This is a genomic window from Xanthomonas sp. WHRI 8393, from assembly GCF_040203315.1.
Classification (GTDB): Bacteria; Pseudomonadota; Gammaproteobacteria; order Xanthomonadales; family Xanthomonadaceae; genus Xanthomonas; species Xanthomonas arboricola.
In genome coordinates, this window is sequence record NZ_JBEGGL010000005.1 from 122,744 (window position 1) to 141,638 (window position 18,895).

Annotated in this window: 20 protein-coding genes and 3 pseudogenes; 12 read left to right on the top strand and 11 right to left on the bottom strand. The window is 65.1% G+C overall.

Going from position 1 to position 18,895, the window contains the following annotated elements; translation table 11 throughout:
- Positions 1-6: 6 nt before the first annotated feature.
- Genes efp through ABQ137_RS16675 form a run of 6 tightly spaced genes read left to right on the top strand, consistent with a single transcriptional unit; the run spans position 7 to position 5,027 of the window.
- Complete coding sequence (gene efp, locus ABQ137_RS16650; RefSeq protein ID WP_007962665.1) at positions 7-573, top strand: elongation factor P; 567 nt, start codon at positions 7-9, stop codon at positions 571-573.
- A gap of 52 nt (positions 574-625) precedes the next feature.
- Positions 626-1,426 (top strand): PA3715 family protein, encoded by an 801-nt coding sequence (locus ABQ137_RS16655; protein ID WP_503021231.1) that lies wholly within the window; start codon positions 626-628, stop codon positions 1,424-1,426.
- Positions 1,427-1,444: 18 nt separating this feature from the next.
- On the top strand, positions 1,445-2,782 hold the full coding sequence (locus tag ABQ137_RS16660; RefSeq protein WP_024940415.1) for a TRZ/ATZ family hydrolase: 1,338 nt from the start codon (positions 1,445-1,447) through the stop codon (positions 2,780-2,782).
- A 29-nt stretch (positions 2,783-2,811) separates the two neighbouring features.
- Positions 2,812-3,531 carry a bifunctional 2-polyprenyl-6-hydroxyphenol methylase/3-demethylubiquinol 3-O-methyltransferase UbiG gene (gene ubiG / locus ABQ137_RS16665; RefSeq protein WP_024940414.1) on the top strand — a complete coding sequence of 240 codons (720 nt, stop codon included), beginning with the start codon at positions 2,812-2,814 and terminating at the stop codon, positions 3,529-3,531.
- Between the two features lie 52 nt (positions 3,532-3,583).
- Positions 3,584-4,309: a phosphoglycolate phosphatase gene (locus ABQ137_RS16670; protein ID WP_349783213.1), complete on the top strand. Its 726-nt coding sequence runs from the start codon at positions 3,584-3,586 to the stop codon at positions 4,307-4,309.
- Between the two features lie 28 nt (positions 4,310-4,337).
- Positions 4,338-5,027: a squalene/phytoene synthase family protein gene (locus ABQ137_RS16675; protein ID WP_024940412.1), complete on the top strand. Its 690-nt coding sequence runs from the start codon at positions 4,338-4,340 to the stop codon at positions 5,025-5,027.
- A 175-nt stretch (positions 5,028-5,202) separates the two neighbouring features.
- Here the strand turns inward: ABQ137_RS16675 and ABQ137_RS16680 are convergent.
- Positions 5,203-5,424, bottom strand: a pseudogene (locus tag ABQ137_RS16680) (putative acyl-CoA thioester hydrolase); the annotation flags it as partial.
- Here ABQ137_RS16680 and ABQ137_RS16685 point away from each other — a divergent pair.
- Together ABQ137_RS16685 and ABQ137_RS16690 are read left to right on the top strand one after the other, a co-directional pair.
- A complete protein-coding gene (locus tag ABQ137_RS16685; RefSeq protein WP_349783266.1) occupies positions 5,402-5,839 on the top strand; it encodes a hypothetical protein in 438 nt (145 codons plus the stop codon). The pseudogene ABQ137_RS16680 and the gene ABQ137_RS16685 sit on opposite strands and share 23 nt — an antisense overlap.
- A gap of 263 nt (positions 5,840-6,102) precedes the next feature.
- Positions 6,103-6,203: pseudogene (locus ABQ137_RS16690) on the top strand (transposase); the annotation flags it as partial.
- Positions 6,204-6,378: 175 nt separating this feature from the next.
- On the opposite strand, the gene ABQ137_RS16695 reads toward ABQ137_RS16690, so the two are convergent.
- Both ABQ137_RS16695 and ABQ137_RS16700 read right to left on the bottom strand, forming a co-directional pair.
- On the bottom strand, positions 6,379-6,576 hold the full coding sequence (locus ABQ137_RS16695) for a hypothetical protein (protein WP_164738893.1): 198 nt from the start codon (positions 6,574-6,576) through the stop codon (positions 6,379-6,381).
- 65 nt (positions 6,577-6,641) lie between these two features.
- Positions 6,642-7,607, bottom strand: coding sequence for a tetratricopeptide repeat protein (locus ABQ137_RS16700; RefSeq protein WP_349783214.1), 966 nt, complete (start codon positions 7,605-7,607; stop codon positions 6,642-6,644).
- 20 nt (positions 7,608-7,627) lie between these two features.
- Between ABQ137_RS16700 and ABQ137_RS16705 the strand changes: the two are divergent.
- The 3 genes and pseudogenes from ABQ137_RS16705 to ABQ137_RS16715 all read left to right on the top strand — a co-directional run.
- A pseudogene (locus tag ABQ137_RS16705) lies at positions 7,628-8,180 on the top strand (transposase); the annotation flags it as partial.
- 271 nt (positions 8,181-8,451) lie between these two features.
- Positions 8,452-8,940, top strand: coding sequence for a pyridoxamine 5'-phosphate oxidase family protein (locus tag ABQ137_RS16710; RefSeq protein ID WP_349783215.1), 489 nt, complete (start codon positions 8,452-8,454; stop codon positions 8,938-8,940).
- 177 nt (positions 8,941-9,117) lie between these two features.
- Positions 9,118-9,408 carry a hypothetical protein gene (locus ABQ137_RS16715; RefSeq protein ID WP_154832140.1) on the top strand — a complete coding sequence of 97 codons (291 nt, stop codon included), beginning with the start codon at positions 9,118-9,120 and terminating at the stop codon, positions 9,406-9,408.
- 9 nt (positions 9,409-9,417) lie between these two features.
- Here the strand turns inward: ABQ137_RS16715 and eutC are convergent, their stop codons facing one another.
- The 6 genes from eutC to yidD form a co-directional block, all read right to left on the bottom strand.
- A complete protein-coding gene (gene eutC, locus ABQ137_RS16720) occupies positions 9,418-10,269 on the bottom strand; it encodes an ethanolamine ammonia-lyase subunit EutC (RefSeq protein WP_349783216.1) in 852 nt (283 codons plus the stop codon).
- Positions 10,266-11,675: an ethanolamine ammonia-lyase subunit EutB gene (locus tag ABQ137_RS16725; RefSeq protein WP_154832138.1), complete on the bottom strand. Its 1,410-nt coding sequence runs from the start codon at positions 11,673-11,675 to the stop codon at positions 10,266-10,268. The genes eutC and ABQ137_RS16725 overlap by 4 nt, the downstream gene beginning before the upstream one ends.
- Positions 11,672-13,036 carry an ethanolamine permease gene (gene eat, locus ABQ137_RS16730; RefSeq protein WP_349783217.1) on the bottom strand — a complete coding sequence of 455 codons (1,365 nt, stop codon included), beginning with the start codon at positions 13,034-13,036 and terminating at the stop codon, positions 11,672-11,674. Before eat ends, ABQ137_RS16725 begins: the two co-directional genes overlap by 4 nt.
- 198 nt (positions 13,037-13,234) lie before the next feature.
- A complete protein-coding gene (locus tag ABQ137_RS16735; RefSeq protein WP_349783218.1) occupies positions 13,235-14,074 on the bottom strand; it encodes a M23 family metallopeptidase in 840 nt (279 codons plus the stop codon).
- Entirely contained in the window at positions 14,074-15,423 is a 1,350-nt protein-coding gene (locus ABQ137_RS16740; protein WP_160954544.1) for a dihydroorotase, read from the bottom strand. The genes ABQ137_RS16735 and ABQ137_RS16740 overlap by 1 nt, the downstream gene beginning before the upstream one ends.
- Positions 15,420-15,707, bottom strand: a complete 288-nt coding sequence (gene yidD, locus ABQ137_RS16745) for a membrane protein insertion efficiency factor YidD (RefSeq protein ID WP_046343020.1) — start codon at positions 15,705-15,707, stop codon at positions 15,420-15,422. The genes ABQ137_RS16740 and yidD overlap by 4 nt, the downstream gene beginning before the upstream one ends.
- A 90-nt stretch (positions 15,708-15,797) precedes the next feature.
- Between yidD and dksA the strand changes: the two genes are divergently transcribed.
- A complete protein-coding gene (gene dksA, locus ABQ137_RS16750) occupies positions 15,798-16,841 on the top strand; it encodes an RNA polymerase-binding protein DksA (RefSeq protein WP_349783219.1) in 1,044 nt (347 codons plus the stop codon).
- A 198-nt stretch (positions 16,842-17,039) separates the two neighbouring features.
- Here the strand turns inward: dksA and ABQ137_RS16755 are convergent, their stop codons facing one another.
- Positions 17,040-18,290, bottom strand: coding sequence for an MFS transporter (locus ABQ137_RS16755; RefSeq protein WP_039521872.1), 1,251 nt, complete (start codon positions 18,288-18,290; stop codon positions 17,040-17,042).
- Positions 18,287-18,724 (bottom strand): SufE family protein, encoded by a 438-nt coding sequence (locus ABQ137_RS16760; protein ID WP_016903219.1) that lies wholly within the window; start codon positions 18,722-18,724, stop codon positions 18,287-18,289. Before ABQ137_RS16760 ends, ABQ137_RS16755 begins: the two co-directional genes overlap by 4 nt.
- Positions 18,725-18,895 lie beyond the last annotated feature (171 nt).

Genomic DNA, 18,895 nt, shown 5'->3' on the forward strand with positions numbered 1-18,895 from the left:
TGCACCATGGCCACTGTTGGCATGAACGACGTCAAGAACGGCATGAAGATCCTGGTCAACAACGAGCCGGCGGTCATCACCGAGACCGAATACGTCAAGCCGGGCAAGGGCCAGGCCTTCACCCGCATGAAGTACCGCTTCATCAAGTCCGGCCGCGTGGTCGAAATGACCATGAAGGCGACCGACGACGTGGAAGTGGCCGACGTGGTCGATACCGACATGCGCTACCTGTACAGCGATGGCGAGTACTGGCACTTCATGGACCCGGAAACCTTCGAGCAGGTGCAGACCGACAAGGCCGGCATGGGCGGCGCCGACAAGTGGCTCAAGGGCGAGGAAGACTGCATCGTGACGCTGTGGAACGGCACGCCGATCTGGGTGCAGCCGCCGAACTTCGTCGAGCTGAAGATCACCGAGACCGACCCGGGCGTGCGTGGCGATACCTCCGGCGGCGGCGGCAAGCCGGCGACGCTGGAAACCGGCGCGGTGGTGCGTGTGCCGCTGTTCGTCAACCAGGACGAAATCATCAAAGTCGACACCCGCTCGGGCGAATACTCGGCGCGCGTCAAGTAAGACGATGCGTCCGGGACACTGGCCTGATCGAGCGGGACGCGGTGCCAGTGTCGTGTTGGGGCTGTGGGGGGCGCTGCTCGCGTGCCCGGCGTTTGCGCAATCGGCTGCCGCAACCTGCGATGCCGAGGACGTGGCCGCCGTTGCGGCCATTGCAACGTCCGGCGTCGTGGGCGGCGCTGCCGCCACGGTGCCGGTCGACCGTCTGGTGGCCCAGAGCTGCAAGCCGTGGCCGAACGATGCGGCGATCCGGTTGGCGGCAATCGCATTTGCCGGCGATGCGGAGACCGTGCCTGGCGAGCGCGACCTCGAGTTGCGCGTGGCCATGCTCGATGCCGCCAGCGGCAAGGTGCTGGCGTTCTACGCGCAGGCAATGGGCGAGGACGCCGCCTTTGAACTGGCTGCCGACAGCCTGCGCCTGGACACCGCGCGCTACGACCTGGCCAAGGGCGTGCGTGCGATCGGCGTGGTGGTGCGCAGTGCCGCGCGCGGGCCCAGCTGCCCGGATTTTTACAGCAATCAGGCATTGACACTTCTGGTGCGCGAGGGGCGCAGCCTGCGCCCGGTGCTGCAACGCGATCTCTATGCGTGGCAACGTGTGAAAGGCGAGCCGTGCAGTCTGGGCAAGGACGATGTGATCACCGAAGTGGCCAATCTGAGCGTGAGCATGGCGCCGCAGGTACACGCCGGCTACGCGGACATCGTGCTGACAGCCAACGTGGCTACCGTGGAGAGCGCCGCTGGCAGCGACACCGATACCGAACGCACCCGTCGCGTGCGCCAGGTGCTGCGCTACAACGGCCAGCGCTATGTGCCTGTGGCCGGTGGCGATCCCAGCTGGCCGTTCGACAATTAACCTTTTATGGATCCGCTCATGACCAATGCCCCTCCCGAAGTCTGCGACCTGTTGATCGAAGCCGGTTACGTCGTGCCGATCGAGCCGCATGCGGTGGTGCTCGACGATCACGCGGTGGCGGTGCACAACGGCGTCATCGTGGCCATCCTGCCGACCGCCGAGGCGCGCCTGCGGTTTGCGCCGACGCAGACCGTCTCGCGCCCGGAGGCGGCCTTGATCCCGGGCCTGGTCAATGCGCATACGCATAACCCGATGACGCTGCTGCGTGGCGTTGCCGACGATCTGCCGTTGATGGTGTGGCTGCAGCAGCACATCTGGCCGGTGGAGGCGGCGGTGATCGGGCCGGAATTCGTCGCCGACGGCACCACGCTGGCGATCGCCGAAATGCTGCGTGGCGGTACCACCTGCGTCAACGAGAACTACTTCTTCGCCGATGTGCAGGCGGCCGTGTACAAGCAGCACGGGTTCCGTGCGCTGGTCGGCGCGGTGATCATCGATTTCCCCACCGCCTGGGCATCGTCGGACGACGAATACTTCGCACGGGCCGGCGAACTGCACGACCAGTGGCGCGACGATCCGCTGATCAGCACCGCCTTCGCGCCGCATGCGCCGTACACGGTCAACGACGCCAACTTCGAACGCGTGCGCATGCTGGCCGACCAGCTGGATCTGCCGGTGCATCTGCACACGCACGAAACCGCGCAGGAAGTGGCCGATTCGGTTGCCCAGTACGGGCAGCGCCCGCTGGCGCGGCTGGACCGCCTGGGGCTGGTCAACGACCGCCTGATCGCCGTGCACATGACCCAGCTCACCGAGGCGGAAATCCACCTGTGCGCCGAGCGCGGCGTCAGCGTGGTGCATTGCCCGGAGTCCAATCTCAAGCTCGCTTCGGGCTTTTGCCCGGCCTGCGCGCTGCAACGTGCCGGCGTCAACCTGGCGATCGGCACCGACGGCTGCGCCAGCAACAACGACCTGGACATGTTCAGCGAGAACCGCACGGCGGCGATCCTGGCCAAGGCAGTAGCCAACGATGCCACTGCACTGGACGCAGCGACCACGCTGCGTGCGGCCACACTGGGCGGCGCGCGCGCGTTGGGCTTCGGCGACAGGATCGGCTCGATCGAAATCGGCAAGCAGGCCGATCTGGTCTGCGTGGATCTGTCCGCACTGGAGACCCAACCGCTGCATCATGTGCTGTCGCAACTGATCTACGCGGCCGGCCGTCATCAGGTCACCGATGTGTGGATCGCCGGCAAGCCCAAACTGGTGCAGCGCGAGCTCATCGACATGGACACCGCTGCCCTGGTCGCCAATGCGCGGCAGTGGCGCGAGCGCATCCGCACCGTCCGCGCCTGAGCGCGCGTCACCCCATCACGGAGCTCCGCATGAATCCGAATCCCCAATCCAATTCCAGCAACTTCCATCAGAGCGAGCTGGACAAGTTTGCGGCGCTGGCCAACCGCTGGTGGGATGCCGACGGCCCGCAGAAGCCGCTGCATGCGCTCAATCCGGTGCGCCTGGACTACGTGTCCGCGCGGCTGGGCCTGGCCGGCGCGCGCGTGCTCGATGTCGGCTGCGGCGGCGGTCTGCTCAGCGAGTCGATGGCGCGCCTGGGCGCCCAGGTTACCGCGATCGACCTGGCGCCGGAGCTGGTCAAGGTGGCGCGCCTGCACAGCCTGGAATCGGGCGTGCAGGTGGATTACCGCGTGCAGTCGGTGGAAGACCTGGCCGCCGAACAGCCGGGCAGTTTCGATGCGGTGACCTGCATGGAAATGCTCGAACACGTGCCGGACCCCACCGCGATCATCCGCGCCTGCGCCAGCCTGCTCAAGCCGGGCGGCAAGCTGTTTTTGTCCACGCTCAACCGCACCCCGGCCGCGTTCGCGCTGGCGGTGGTCGGCGCCGAGTACATCGCGCGGCTGCTGCCCAGGGGCACGCATCACTACAAGGATTTCATCAAGCCGGCAGAGCTTGCGGCGTGGTTGCGCAGTGCCGAACTGCAGCTGGAAGACGTCAGCGGCATGGTGTACGAGCCGTGGCGCAATCGTGCGCGCCTGTCGTCGCGGACCGAGGTCAATTACCTGGCTTATGCGGTGAAGCCGTGACGAATCGGGAATCGGGATTCGGGAATCGCAACAACAGAGACCGGCGCCGGTGATGTCCGAGCCATTTCGAGTTCAAGATGACGCCGCTCAGCGGAAAGACGCCGTCGCATCGTCGAAGTTTCCGCGTGCGGTGTTGTTCGATCTGGATGGCACCTTGCTGGATAGCGCGCCGGACATGCTGGCGACCGTCAACGCGATGCTGGATGCGCGTGGGCGTGCGCCAATCGCCTTGGCGCAGTTGCGTCCGGTGGTGTCCAAGGGCGCGCGCGCGATGCTGGCGGTGGCGTTTGCCGACCTCGATGCGCTCGAGCGCGACACCTTGGTGGCGGAATTCCTGCGTCGTTACGAAGCCTTGATCGGCACGCAGTCGCAGCTGTTCGATGGTGTCGAAGAACTGCTGCTGCGGCTGGAGCGTGCAGGTTGCGTCTGGGGCGTGGTCACCAACAAGCCCGAATATCTGGCCCGGCTGATCCTGCCGCAACTGGGATGGGAGCAGCGCTGCGCGGTGCTGATCGGCGGCGATACGCTGGCCGAGCGCAAGCCGCATCCGTTGCCCTTGCTGACCGCGGCCGAGCGCATCGGCGTTGCGCCGGCGCACTGCGTCTACGTCGGCGACGACGAGCGCGACATCCTGGCCGCGCGCGCGGCGGCGATGCCGTCGGTGGCGGTGTTGTGGGGCTATCGCCTGCATGACGACGAGCCGTCGCGCTGGCAGGCCGACGTCCTCGTCGCGCAGCCGCAGACGCTGTGGGATGCCGTGGCGTGGCCGCAGACCTGATCTTCTTTCGTTTTCTTCCGGACCCGCCATGAGCCAATCCAGCGCTCTCGACAGTTTTCTCGACAAGTGGCGCACGCGCTGGCCGGAATGGTCGGTTGCCGAGCCCTTCATTCCCGAGCCGCAGCGACGCCTCACGGCGGCCTGGTTTGCGCTGCTGCAGGAATGGGAAGACATCATGAACATCGCAGGCGACCCGTTGCCGGCCGACGCCAAGCTGGCATGGTGGCAGCAGGAGTTGCGCGACTGGTCGCAGCAGCGTTCGCGCCATCCGCTGGGGCGCGTGCTGGAGCCGGTGCCTGCGCCATGGGCGCAGTTGGCCGACACCTTGCCGGCCATGCAGGACGCCCGTGCGCAGCCGCAATCGTTGCAGCAGGCGTTGGCGAGATTGCGTGCCTTCGCCGAGGCCGTGGTCGGCGTGGAAGCCGCGCTGTTTGCGCGCACCCAGCCTGGCGATGCCACCGCGGTGGCGCTGCAATGGCTGGATGCACGCCAGCGTGTGGCCGGCGACAGCGCCGCACCCGGCGACATGACGCTGGCCGCATGGCGCACGCAATTGCTGCGCGCCTGGCCGCGCAAACCGGCGTTGGCGCGCCCGCACCGGGTATGGTCGCGGCTGGCACGCCTGCGCCTGCAGCGCGAGCTTGCCGGCAAGGCAGCCTATCCACCGCCCGTGCAGCAGTTGTGGCATAGCTGGCGTGCTGCCAGCGGCGCGGACTGAGCGCGCGGATCTGGTTCCGTTAGTGCACGACCAACGACGTGGCGAAGGTGCCGCAATCGCAGGAAACGGCAACGCCTGTCGGCGTAACGCATCACACGGCTTGCCGACAGGCGGGGGTGGCAACGTCCACGCGCTGCGATCCGGCGACGCGGATGGCCTGGTGTGGCAGCCGTCGGTCCGCGCTGCCGGCACCGCTATTGCCGTATTCGTAGAAACGGTTGGCCGAATTGACACAGGTGCTGCTGCAGTACGGGCGGCTGACGGTGGATGCATTGCATGGTGCGGTCTTGCAGATGTGGCTGCCCAGGCTGGAATTGCGCACCGTGACCTGGCCATTGGGCGAGTTTCCGTTGACGTAGGCGGACAGGCTGCCGATGCCCTCGTCCCAGGCGCGCCCTGGGTTGGCGCGATGCATTTATTTATATAAAGGTGAAAATGCATTTTTAACTGAAACGCCATTTATCATCGGCATTTTAATGACTGCCATTGGTTTGTTCGTAATGCTTTCAATCTTCAAGCCTAATAAAGACGAGTTGGTGAATATAAAAAACTGGAAGACCAAGGGGGAGTGGCATGGTGAGATAATTACTACCGAGCCTAAAAGCTGGTCGCCAACAGGCGCCAAGTATGGTGATGAATTCTTCTATAATTTCAAGGTATCACTTAATGTTGCTGGAAAACCGAATCTATATACTGCGAAAGGGTTGGTAAGGCCAAATGACATTCATAAATTAAAGAGAGGCATTAAAGTCATTGTTAAATATAGTGAGGGTAAGTCGCCAAAAGTCGCTGTAGTTGATGTGTTGTATTAGTCCTTTTTAACTGTGCCGTAGATTGGTTAGGCAACTTGTTATTTGCTTTGAGTTGCGGTAGCGAGGGTGGCTAGGTTTACGTATTCCAAAGTGGTGGAGTTATTGGAGTGGCAAGTCCCTGACATGTATTGGGTTGGATATAACATGTAAAAAGCTATTCGCAAATAGCAGCGCGGAAATTTCATCCTCTAAGCACCGACGTCCCCCGATTTTGAGTAGCACCGCAGTTTGTAGTCCAATTCCCTAGCCGAAGGAGATTGGACGTGAAGAAGCGCTTTTCCGAAGAACAGATCATTGGCTTCTTGCGCGAAGCCGAAGCGGGCGTGGCGATCAACGACTGTGCCGGCGCCATGGCTTCAACGAACACTGGTTCCCGACACTGCTGCACGCACGTATGCCCCACAGCTGGCGGCACCGATATCATCAACCCCGGACTCTAAACCCGGCCGCTACTCAGGACGGGCGGACGTCGTGACCAGGGCGGCAAAGAAAGGACACAAAAGAGGTCCTTGAGGCGCTATCCGCCGATCTGCGCTGTCCTACATCAGGCCGGCGGCGCGGGTGCAGCCGCCCACATGCACGGCCAACTTCGGCGCCAGCTTGGTGAGCTGGGTGGCGATGCTGGTGTACGGGATACGGTGGCGCATCGCGTACTTCGCCGGATGTGTCGACACATCGTGGGTCAGCACGGCAATCCCGCTAATCTGCAGATCGGGCGGCAGGCCCAGATCACCCATATGGCTGCATTACCCCAGCGCCTCTCTCAAGAGCCGTTGAGGATTCTCCGCAAGGTCATCGCGATTCAGATCAGCAAACGATCGATCAACGCCTGCTCGTAATCGTTGAGAGGCTGATTTTCGTAGAGCTTGTCGGAGGCGTCGACTAGCGCCCGGCCCTCGACTTCACGCCCACTTTCGCCATACACGTAGCCGAGGTTCTCCAGCGACTGCAGGTTGCCGTGCTTGGAGAAGGAAATCAGATACCAGCGCTCGGCCGCCTCGAGTTCGCTCAGGCGGTGGTAGGCCACCGCCAGATTGTGCTGGGCGTAGACGTGATCGGATTCCAGCGCCTGCAACAACGCCTGCCTGGCCTGTTGGTAGTCCTCGAGCTGCAGGTACAGCAGGCCGAGGTTGTTGTAGCCGTCGATATTCCCCAGCTCGGCAGCGCGCCGATAGGCCTGCTCGGCCTGCGGGTAGCGCTTGGCGTGCAGATGGACGTCGCCAAGCAGGTTCAGCGCCTCCGCATGATCGTGGCGCACTGCGTTGTCGAGGTGCTCGACGGCGGCGTCGTGATCGCCGTCCTGATAGGCCATGCTGCCGAGGTAGAAGTGGCTGCGGGGGCAATCGTACGCGGCGGCTTTCTGGAAGTATTGGCGGGCGGCGTCGTGATCACCCTCCTGGAAGGCCATGCTGCCGAGGTTGTAGTGGCTGCCTGGATAATCGTGTTCGGCGGCCCTTTGGAAGTGTTGGCGGGCGGCGTCGTGATCACCGTCCTGATAGGCCAAGATGCCGAGGTTGTAGTGGCCGCCGGGATAATCGTGCTCGGCGGCCATCTGGAAGTGTCGATGAGCGTCGGCGTGATCTTCACGCGCCAGGCTCACGGCGCCAACGCCGTTCATCCAGCGCGGGTCGGCGGGGCACGCCTTGGCAAGGGTCTGGAAGTACTCCAGCGCGGTGTCCAGATCCTGCTCGCGAAACGCCGCCCACGCCTGCTCACTGAGCGCGGTCGCCTGCTCGTCACTGAGGTTTTTTTTATTCATGAACCACATAATGTTTCCTGCCTTGCGAGCAGGTCAAGGATGTGTGCCGTGAGCCGGGTATTTCCGATGCGACGTACTACGTCTGGAAGTCCAGGTACGGCGGCACGGAAGCCTCGGACGTGCCGCGGCTGCGTGATGTTGAGGCCGAGCACGCCAAGCGCAAGCGGATGTATGCCGCGTTGGCGATGGACAACCATGCGTTGAAGGATCTAACCGCAAAAAAGCTGTAGACCCTGCGTATAAGCGTCCGTTTCTTGCCTGGCTCATTGAGCAGCATTGTTGGAGCGCGCGCCGTGCCTGTTCAGTGGTTGGCGCGGCTCGCTCAACGGCGCGCTATCGGCGTTGTCCCGATCGCGACGTGGAGGGCATTGCATTGTTGTCCGAAGTGGCCGAGCGCTTTCCCGAGCGTGGTTTTGGAAAGCTCTTTCCAGATTATCCGCCGTCGCGGACAGGTGTGGAACCACAAAAGGGCCTGGCGCGTGTATTGCCCTGATGAAGCTCAATCAGCGTCGTCGCAGCAGGCGCCGGGTCCCTACGCGCTATCCCCAACCGTTGGCGTGCGGAGCATGCCCCAATGCCGGGCGGCCTGGCAGGCGAGCTTACTGACATGGGTGCTACAGCTGCCCGGTGTCGAGGCGCAATGTTCAAGGGCTTTGCTGGCATCACGCTCTGCAAGGTGACTGCGTCGCAAACACGCCGCATGGGTGGTCGCCATTTATACAGGTGCACCATTGCAGAGGGGGCGATCGCGTTGCCGCCATGTGCAGGCAGGAGTGCGCATCGTCACATGCCGTGGGCGGGGAGACTTCCAGACTGAGTCACCCGCGTAGACACGCGCATGTGAGACATCGAGATGGCAGATCCCAAAGAGCTGCAGGAAAAATTCTGGAAAGCCCTGAAATCCGATCGCACCGTGATGCTGGGCCTGGATGGCGTGGAAGACGGGCATGCCCGCCCGATGACCGCGCAGATCGAAGGCGATAGCGGTGGTCCGATCTGGTTCTTCACCTCCAAGGACAATGCGTTGATTGCCATGCTGGGGCAAGGCCGCCGCGTCATCGGCGCCTTCAGCAGCAAGGGGCATGACCTGTTCGCCAGCATCAGCGGCTCGTTGCGTGAAGACACTGACCCGGCTGTGGTCGAGCGCCTGTGGAACCCGCATGTGGCTGCCTGGTACGAAGGCGGCAAGGACGATCCCAAGCTGGCGCTGCTGCGTCTGGACACCGATCACGCGCAGATCTGGCTCAACGGTTCCAGTCTGCTGGCCGGTATCAAGGTGTTGTTCGGCGTTGACCCGAAAAAGGATTACCAGGACAAGGTGGCGGACGTTCCGCTGCCCTGAGGCCTGCTGCACGCCTGCACGATCTTCGCGATGGTGCAGGCGTTCTCATTTCACTGCTGTCGCTTGCGCAAGCGCCGATCCAGTTGTGAGGCTGGATCTGCGCTGTCAGCCTGGATTGCATACAAGAACGTTCATGGCACTGCGCGTTCGAGCGCTGCCTGCCAAAGGAGAAGCAAGATGCAACAGATCGAAATCGGCCAGATGGTATTTCTGCGCGATGGCGAAGTCGGCGTCGGTGCCGTCCGCGAGGTGCGCAAGGATGGCGCCGAGCTGGTCATCAATATCGAAAACGGGGGCGACTTCGTGCTGCCTGCGTCGGTGGTGCGTGATGTGCATTCCGGCAAGGTGATGCTGGATGTCGCGCAACTGCCCGCAGAGGTACGTAATGCCTTGCGCCATCCGCACGACAACGAGTTGCCAACCAGCACCTATGCGGCCAGCGATCCGCACGATGGAGCGCTTACCTAAGTAGGTCGGCTAGCCGCACCCAGCTTCAGCGTCTGGTGGCGCGCCATCAGGAAGCAGAAACGTCCGCGGCGCGGCGTCGGACGCGCCCGCCGACGGCAACGCCGGTTGCTCGGCTTCGTCCTTGAGTTGCACGCCGGACAGTTTGCGCCGGAACGATTCGCGCAGCAGGTATGCAAGCTTGTGCGTGGCTTCGGCGTAACTCAGTCCTTCGGCGCGGATATTGGAGATGCAATTGCGCGCGGCGTCGGTCAGGCCGACGCGCGGGGTATAGGTCAGATACAGGCCCAGGCTGTCGGGCGAGCTCAGCCCTGGTCGCTCGCCGATCAACACGATCACCAGACGCGCCTTGAGCAGTTCGCCGACCTCGTCGCCGATGGCAACGCGGCCTTGCGCGATCAATGCCACCGGCGCCAACGACCAGCCTTCGTGTGCGGCCAGCGCGTCGATATGCTCCAGCATCTGCGCTGCGTGTCGATGCACCGCCAATGCAGAGAGTCCGTCGGCGACCACCACCGCGACATCGTGCCCGCCGCCGTGGACCGCAGTCAGGCCACGCAGATGCGCGGCCGCATCCTCGTCCAGGCGCCGGCCCAGATCCGGACGTTGCAGATAGGTGTGCCGGTCCACCGCTGCGCTGTGCAGCAGAATGCTGTCCCGCCCGCGCTGTTGCAGCGCTGCCTGCAGCGGCTGTGGGTCGAATGCCAGATGCACCGCATCGCGCGCCTGCGCATGCGCAAGCTGGAAATCCAGATGTGCCGCGGTGGGCAGGCTGGTGCCGACGCGCCCCAGCGCAACGCGCGCCGGTGTGAGTTGACGCAGCTGCGCCCAGGCATCGCGCGGAGGAGTGGTGGGGCTGCTCATTGCACGCTGCCGGCGTTCAATTGCTCCAGCGCACGCCGGAACGGTGCGGGAAGCTCGCTGCCGAGTTCGAAGCGGCCATCGCGCAGGCGCAGGATGCCTTGCTGTTCCAGCCAGTGTTCGAACTCGGGCGCAGCGCGCAGCCCGAGCGCCTGGCGCGCATACAGCGCATCGTGGAACGAGGTGGTCTGGTAGTTGAGCATCACATCGTCGGAGCCGGGAATGCCCATGATGAAGTTGATGCCGGCGGTGCCGAGCAGGGTCAGCAGCACGTCCATGTCGTCCTGGTCCGCCTCGGCATGATTGGTGTAGCAGATGTCGCAGCCCATCGGCACGCCCAGCAGCTTGCCGCAGAAGTGATCCTCCAGCCCGGCACGGATGATCTGCTTGCCGTCGTAGAGATATTCCGGGCCGATAAAGCCCACCACGGTGTTCACCAGCAGCGGCTTGAACTGCCGCGCCACGGCATAGGCACGTACCTCGCAGGTCTGCTGATCGACGCCATGGTGCGCATTGGCCGACAAGGCGCTGCCCTGGCCGGTCTCGAAATACATCACGTTGTCGCCGACACTGCCGCGCCGCAGCGACACCCCGGCGTCATGGCCTTCCTGCAGCAGCGCCAGATTGATGCCGAAGCTGGCATTGGCCGCTTCGGTGCCGGCGATCGACTGGAACACCAGGTCCACCGGCACACCGCGGTTGATCGCGTCGATGGTGGTGGTGATGTGTGCCAGCACGCAGGACTGCGTGGGGATCTGGTAGCCGGTGATCACCGCATCGAGCATGCGCAGCAACGCGGTGGTGGCGGCCAGGCTGTCGCTGGCAGGATTGATGCCGATCACCGCATCGCCGTTGCCGTACAACAGGCCATCGAGCACGCTGGCGGCGATGCCGGTGGCATCGTCGGTAGGGTGGTTGGGCTGCAGGCGCGTGGACAGACGGCCACGCAAGCCCAGCGTATTGCGAAAGCGCGTGACCACGCGCGTCTTCTGCGCGACCAGGATCAGGTCCTGCACGCGCATCAACTTCGAGGCCGCCGCCACCATCTCCGGCGTCAGTCCGGGCGCCAGTGCGGCCAGTGCCGCTTCGTCGGCCTGCGCACTCAACAGCCAATCGCGAAAGCCACCTACGGTGAGATGCGCCACCGCAGCAAATGCGGCCGCATCGTGCTGGTCGACGATCAGGCGGGTGACCTCGTCCGATTCGTACGGCACCACCGCTTCATCGAGGAAGTGTCGCAGCGGCAGGTCCGCCAGCGCCATCTGCGCGGCCACCCGCTGCAGCCCGGAGTCGGCGGCGAGCCCGGCCAGTTGGTCGCCCGAGCGCGGCGGCGTGGCCTTGGCCAGCAAGGTCTTGAGATCGGCAAACTGGAAGCGCTCGCCGCCGGCGGTAAACGCGAACCCGCTCATCTGGCACTGGTTGCAGGCGTGGCCTGGCTGCGCAAGCTCAGCACGCAACACAGCGCACCGAACAGCAGCAGGCCCACGAAGATCAGCGCCACGATCGGGTTGAACCAGACCATCGCCACCAGACACACCAGCGCCAGCAGCAGAGCGATTGCCGGCACCACCGGATAACCCGGCGCACGAAAGCTGCGCTCCAGCCCGGGTTCGGCGCGGCGCAGCTTGAACAGGCTGAGCATGCTCATCACGTACATCACGATCGCACCGAACACCGACATGGTGATCATCGCCGCGGTCAGCGACATGCCCTGGATCTTGACCACGCTGTCGCTGCAGATCGCCGCGATGCCGATCGCGCCGCCGGCAAGAATCGCGCGATGCGGCGTGCGAAAGCGCGACAGCCTGGCCAGCCCGTGCGGCAGGAACCCGGCACGCGCCAACGCAAAGAACTGCCGCGAATAGCCCAGGATGATGCCGTGGAAGCTGGCCACCAGGCCGAACAGGCCGATCCACACCAGCATATGCAGCCAGGTCGAGCTGTTGCCGACCACGGCCTTCATCGCCTGTGGCAACGGGTCGTTGATGTTGGAGAGCTGACGCCAGTCGCCGACCCCGCCCGCAAACACCATCACGCCCAGCGCCAGCACCACCAGAGTGAGGATGCCGGCGATGTAGGCACGCGGAATCGTGCGCTTGGGGTCCTTGGCTTCTTCGGCCGCCATCGCCGCGCCCTCGATCGCCAGAAAGAACCAGATCGCAAACGGAATCGCGGCAAAGATGCCGGAAATGGCGGCCGGGCCGAACACATCGTGACCGGCCCAGCCATTGGCGGCAAAACGCGCAACGCTGAAGCCCGGCGCCACCACGCCCATGAACACCAGCAGCTCGATCACCGCCAGCAAGGTCACGATCAGCTCGAAGGTGGCGGCGATCGCCACGCCGAGGATGTTCAAGCCCATGAAGATCGCATACGCGCCGATCGCGGCGATGCGTGCGTCCAGGGTCGGGAACTGCACATTGAGATAGGCGCCGATTGCCATCGCGATGGCCGGCGGCGCGAACACGAATTCGATCAGCGTGGCCAGGCCCGCCAGCATGCCGCCGTAGGTCCCGAACGCGCGCAGGCTGTAGGCGAACGGCCCGCCCGCATTGGGGATGGCGGTGGTCAGCTCGGTAAAGCTGAAGATGAAGCAGGTGTACATCACCGCGACCAGCAGCGTGGTCACCAGAAAACCCAGCGTGCCGGCGGTGCCCCAGCCGTAGCTCCAGCCGAAATATTCGCCGGAGATCACCAGACCCACGGCGATCCCCCACAGTTGCCAGGTGCCCAGGGTGGGTTTGAGTTGCTCGTTGCGCATGTCGCACATCTCCTGCGGTCGGGGGAGGGGAGATGACGCAGGTCCGGCGGCTAGGCACCGGACCGACGGCCAGTGACCGATCGTCCACCGTTGCCCGGTGACGATCGACGGTCGTCCCGGTTATACCCCAAAGCCCTGCGGCGAACACAAGCGCAACGGGTGGGTCGCAGACACCATGCCGCCGTGGCGGCACACCGCGCGCGCTAGCTATTTGCTGCGCTCAAGCACCAGCAGCGGATCGATGCGTACATCGAACCAGTTCATCCCCCAATGCAGATGCGGCCCGGTCGCGCGCCCGGTGGCACCGACTGCGGCAATCACCTGGCCTTGCTCCACCCGGTCGCCCACCTTCACGTCGATGCGCGACAGGTGCAGAAAATTCGAGCTCACCCCGAAGCCATGGTCCAGCAACACGGTGCCGCCGGTCAGATACAGGTCCGGCGCGGCAAAGGTCACCACGCCGGCAGCCGGTGCCTTGACCGGCGTGCCGGTGGGCACGGCGATGTCCATGCCCGAGTGGCCGGCACCGGGCTGGCCGTTGTAGACGCGCGCGTTGCCGAAGCGCCCGCTGATGCGGCCCTGCACGGGCCAGATGAAGGCCTGGGCGAAATCGGTGCGGGCATCGTCGCGGTCACGCGCGGCGGTGACCTGCGCCTGCTCGCGCTTGATCCGCTCGGCGATCGCCGCAGGCGGATTGACCGTCTTGGGCGGCACGCCGTTGACGCGCTCCACCGGCCAGTCGCGCGGCGTCACCGCAATGCTGGCGGTCTGTTTGCTGCCATCGGGCCGGGTGATCTGCACCTGCAACGGGCCGGTGGCGTCGCGGCCGATGCCGAACACCACGCTGCCATAGCCGCTGACCCGCAAGCTGCGGCCGGCGTACTGCACCTGGCTGCCCGCCGGCACCTTGCCGATCACCAGCGCGCCCTGCGAAGCGCTTTGCGGAAATACCACCTCCGTAGCGTCGGCAGACTGCGCAGCGACGCTGCCGACAGCGAGCGAGAGCGGCGCCAGCGCAAGCCAGGCGCCAAACAGGGCTGCGCGCATCAGCGGTCGAAGGTCAGGCGCTGACCGGCGGCAGCGCCAATCAATTGTTCGCCATCCCACACCTGCTGGCCGTTGACCCAGGTCGCGGCGATACGCGAACGGAACGTGGTGCCTTCGAACGGCGACCAGCCGCACTTGGACAGCACCTGCTCGCGCTTCACGGTGAACGGGGTGTTGTCGATCATCACCAGGTCGGCGAAATAGCCTTCGCGCAGGAAGCCACGCTCTTCCACATCGAACAGCTGCGCCGGCGCATGCGCGAACTTCTGCACGATGCGGGTGATCGGCAGCTTGCCCTCGTGCACCAGCTCCAGCGCGGCGACCAGCGCGTACTGCACCAGCGGCAGGCCGGAGGGCGCCTGTGCGTAGGGCTTCTGCTTTTCTTCCCAGGTATGCGGGGCGTGGTCGGTGGCGAGCACGTCGATGACGTCCTCGGCCAGCGCCTGGATCAACGCTAGGCGGTCGTCGGCGTCCTTGATCGCGGGGTTGCACTTGATCAGGTTGCCCAGTCGCGCGTAATCGCTGCGGTCGAAGCGCAGGAAGTGGATGCAGGTCTCGGCGGTGATGCGCTTGCGCAGCTTGCCCTCTGCATCGACCAGCGGGCCGGCTTCGAACAGCGCCAGCTCGTCGGCGGTGGAGATATGCAGCACGTGCAGGCGGGTGTTGTGCTTGCGCGCCAGCGACACCGCCAGCCGCGAGGACTTCAGGCAGGCCTCGCGTGAGCGGATGTCCGGATGCATCTCCGGGGTCAACGCGTCGCCGTACTTTTCCTTGTACTGCGCCAGCGTCGCGTCGATGGTGGGGGTGTCTTCGCAGTGGGTGATGATCGGCGTCGGCGCGTCGCGGAAGATCGCGTCCAGCGTCTCGGGATTGTCGACCAGCATGTTGCCGGTGGAGGCGCCCATGAACACCTTGATGCCCGGGGCGGTCTTCGGGTCCAGCGTCTGGATCGCGGCCAGATTGTCGTTGCTGGCGCCCATGTAGAAGCCGTAGTTGGCCCAGGCGCGCCCGGCCGCCGCGTCGTACTTGGCCTGCAGTGCGGCCGCGTCCAGGGTCGGCGGATTGGTGTTGGGCATGTCCATGAAGCTGGTCAGGCCACCGGCCACCGCGGCGCCTGATTCGGTCGCGATATCGCCCTTGTGGGTCAGGCCCGGCTCGCGGAAGTGCACCTGGTCGTCGATCATGCCCGGCAGCACCCAGCGTCCGGCCGCGTCCACCACGGTGTCGCCTGCGGCTGGGGCGATCTTGCTGGCGATCTTGGCGATGCGGCCGGCTTCGATCAGCAGATCGGCGTCGAATTCCTTGCCTTCATTGACCAGGCGGGCGTTGACGATGAGGGTTCGGCTCATGGATGAGGTCCTTTGCAACTACAGGAAGGGGAAGCGGGCGAGGACGCGGGCGCGTCGGGGACGGGATCGAACCCGCCCGGATGAAAGGGATGGCAGCGGCCGAGCCGGCGTGCGGCCAGCCAGCAACCGCGCAGCGGGCCGAAGCGGCCGATCGCGGTCATCGCGTATTCCGAGCAACTGGGCGCGAAACGGCAGCGCGGCCCCAGCAGGGGGCTGATGAACCGCTTGTAGAAGCGCAGCAGCGCGATGAGCAGGCGTGAGATCACTTGCCAATGATATGCCACTTGGATTAATACGTGGTTGCCGGAGGTCCGTGGGGTAAGCTATAAAGGCCCGCTTTCCCGGGCCCCGGGGGAACCAAGGATGAGCGTTTCGTGGCTGCTAAAAAACCTGCAAAAAAGGCCGTAGAGGCCGCCAAGAAGTCCGCCAAACCCGTTGCGAAGAAGGCAGCGGCGCCTGCCGCTGCAAAACCGGCCGCCAAGCAGGTCGAGCCGGCTGCCAAGCAAGCGGTTGCCAAGAAGGCAGCTGCGAGCAAGACCGCGGCCAAGCCGGCGCCGGTCGCCAAGACCGCAGCGTCCAAACCCGCGGCCGCCAAATCTGTAAAATCTTCTGTCGCCAAGCGTGCTGCCAAGCCGGCGGCGAACAAGGCAGCTCCGGCTGCCGCCAAACCGGCCGCCAAGCCGGTGGCGCCCAAGTCCGTACCGAAGCCGGCTACCAAGCCGACTCCGGCCAAGTCAGTCCCGGTCAAGGCTGAAAAGCCCGCGCCCGCACCGGCCTCCAAGGCCGCCCCTGCGAAGCCGGCAAAGCCTGCGACCCCGTCACTCAAGAATCCCGTGCCCGTTTCGAAATCTTCAGCAAAAACGCCAACCAAAACCGAAGCCCCCGCCAAGCCCGCCGCGACCCGTCCGGTCGGCAAGGTGGCCGTGGCCGTGACCTCCAAGCCGTCCAGCCCGACCCCCAAGACCAAGTACAAGGTGGTCGAGTACAAGACCGATGAGGCCACCGGTCGTCCGATCCTGCCGCAGGGCTACAAGCCTGCAGCCGATGAGGAGTACATGAGCAAGCTGCAGCAGGAGTACTTCCGTCAGCGTCTGCAGAGCTGGCGCAACGACCTGATCGAAGAGTCCAAGCAGACCATCGAAAACCTGCGCGAAGAAGTGCGCGACATCGGCGACGAGGCCGAGCGTGCCACGCGCGAGACCGAGAACTCGCTGGAGCTGCGCACCCGCGACCGTCACCGCAAGCTGATCGGCAAGATCGACAGCACGCTCAAGCGTCTGGAAGACGGCGACTACGGTTACTGCGTGGACACCGGCGAAGAGATCGGCCTGGACCGGCTGGAAGCGCGCCTGACCGCCGAACGCACCATCGACGCCCAGGAGCGTTGGGAGCACCTGCAGAAGCAGCAGGGCGACTGATCGTTCGACAAGGTCCAGGCCTTGTCCGTCGACTGAAAGACCCCGCCATGTGCGGGGTTTTTTTATGCGCATCGTGCCAGCGCAACGGACGTTGCAGTGGTCGACACGCCTGGCGCGTGTCATGCGGCCAGGCAGGCATCGATCAGGTGATATCGATCAGACCTGCGGGCACCGTCGCAAACCTCACTGCCGCAGACCTCACTGCAGGTCGCGCAGATCCAGCTTGCGCAGCTTGGGCGCCTTCCACGCGGTGGTGGCGACCACGCCCAGGGTCACGCAGCCGCCGATCACCACCGCCGGCACCAGGCCGACCAGGCGTGCCATCACCCCGTCGTAGAACGCACCCAGCTCGTTGGACGAGCCGATGAAGATGCCGTTGATCGACGACACCCGGCCGCGCATCGCATCGGGCGTGGCCAGCTGCAGGATGGTCTGGCGCACCACCACCGACACCCCGTCGCACATGCCGTAGACCAGCAGGATCGCCGCCGACAGCCAGAAATGCCGCGACAGGCCGAACGCGATGGTGCACAGACCGAAGCCGGCCACCGACAGCATCAGGATGCGCCCGGCATTGCGCTGCAGCGGGTGCCGCGCCAGCCACACGCCGACCACGATCGAGCCCAGTGCCGGGGCGCCGCGCAGGATGCCCAGCCCTTCCGGGCCGTAATGCAGGATGTCGTGGATGAAGGCCGGCAGCATCGACACTGCGCCGCCCAGCAACACCGAGAACATGTCCAGCGCCATCGCGCCCAGCATGATCTGGTTGGACAGCACGAACTGCGCACCTTCGGCGATGCTGCGGAAGATCGGCGCACGCGGGCCTGCGTTGACCGGCTCGCTGACACGCAGCAGCGCCAGCGCCAGGATTGCCACCAGCGCCACGCCGGCGGCCACGCCATAGGCCAGGCCCTTGCCGCCCCAGCCGACCAGCACGCCGCCCAGCGCCGGGCCGATCACCATGCCGGCCTGGAAGGTGACGCTGCCGATACTGGCGCCGCGCGCGAACGCCTCGCGCGGCAGCGCACGCGCGAACAGCGCGTTGTAGACCGGCGACAGGAACGAGCGCGCCGCACCGGTCAGCGCGATGGCCGCGTAGATCGGCCACACGCCCTGCACCGGCAGCCAGCCATGGGTGATGGCCAACAGCAGCAACGCGGTGGCGACCAGGCCCAGCACCGCGACCATGCCGAGGCGTCGGCGCGGCAGATGATCGACCAGATAGCCGGCAAACGGCGCGATGCAGAAGAACGGCAGGATCTCCGCCAGGCCGATCAGCCCGAGCGAGAGCGGATTGCGGGTGATCTCGTAGATATGCCAGCCGACCGTGACCGCGACGATCTGGTACGACAGCATCGCCGCCACGCGATACAGCAGCACCAGGCCGAAGCCGGGATGAGCCAGCAGCGTACGCAGCGAGGCGGCGGGCGAGGGCGTCGGCGTGCTCACTGCTGGGCGCGGGCGGTGTCGCGGATGAAAGCCAGCATTGCCGCCACGCCGTTGCTGCGGGTCGGCGACAGATGCTTGGCCAGCCCGATGCCGGCGATGTAGTCCGGCTCGGTGGCCAGGATCTCCTGCGCGCTACGCCCGGAGTAAACGCGCAAGGCCAGATAGATCAGCCCGGAGACGATCGCCGAGTCGCTGACGGCGTGGAAGTCCAGCCGCTCGGCATTGCCCTCCGGCACGATCCATACCATCGACTGGCAACCATGCAGGCGGTGTTCTTCGGTCTTCCACTGTTCGGGGAAGCTGGGCAGCTTGCGGCCCAGGTCGATCAGGTACTGGTAACGCTCGGACCAGTCGCCGAAGAAGGAGAACTCCTCGGCAATGGCGGCCTGTGCGTCGACGGCGGTGGGTTCAAGCGGGAAGGGGGTGGTGGTCATCAGAAAATCCAGATTCGGTCGGTGGTAGCGCTGCCCGGCGACACCGCAATGGCGCCCATCACCCGCCGGGGCGAGAAGGCGGCGCGGTTTGCGCGCCATGGGCGCGCGTGCCTTGAAGCGCCCGCGCCGCCAGCGCGGGCCGGGGCGCGGAGCGGGGGTTGGGGCGAGGGT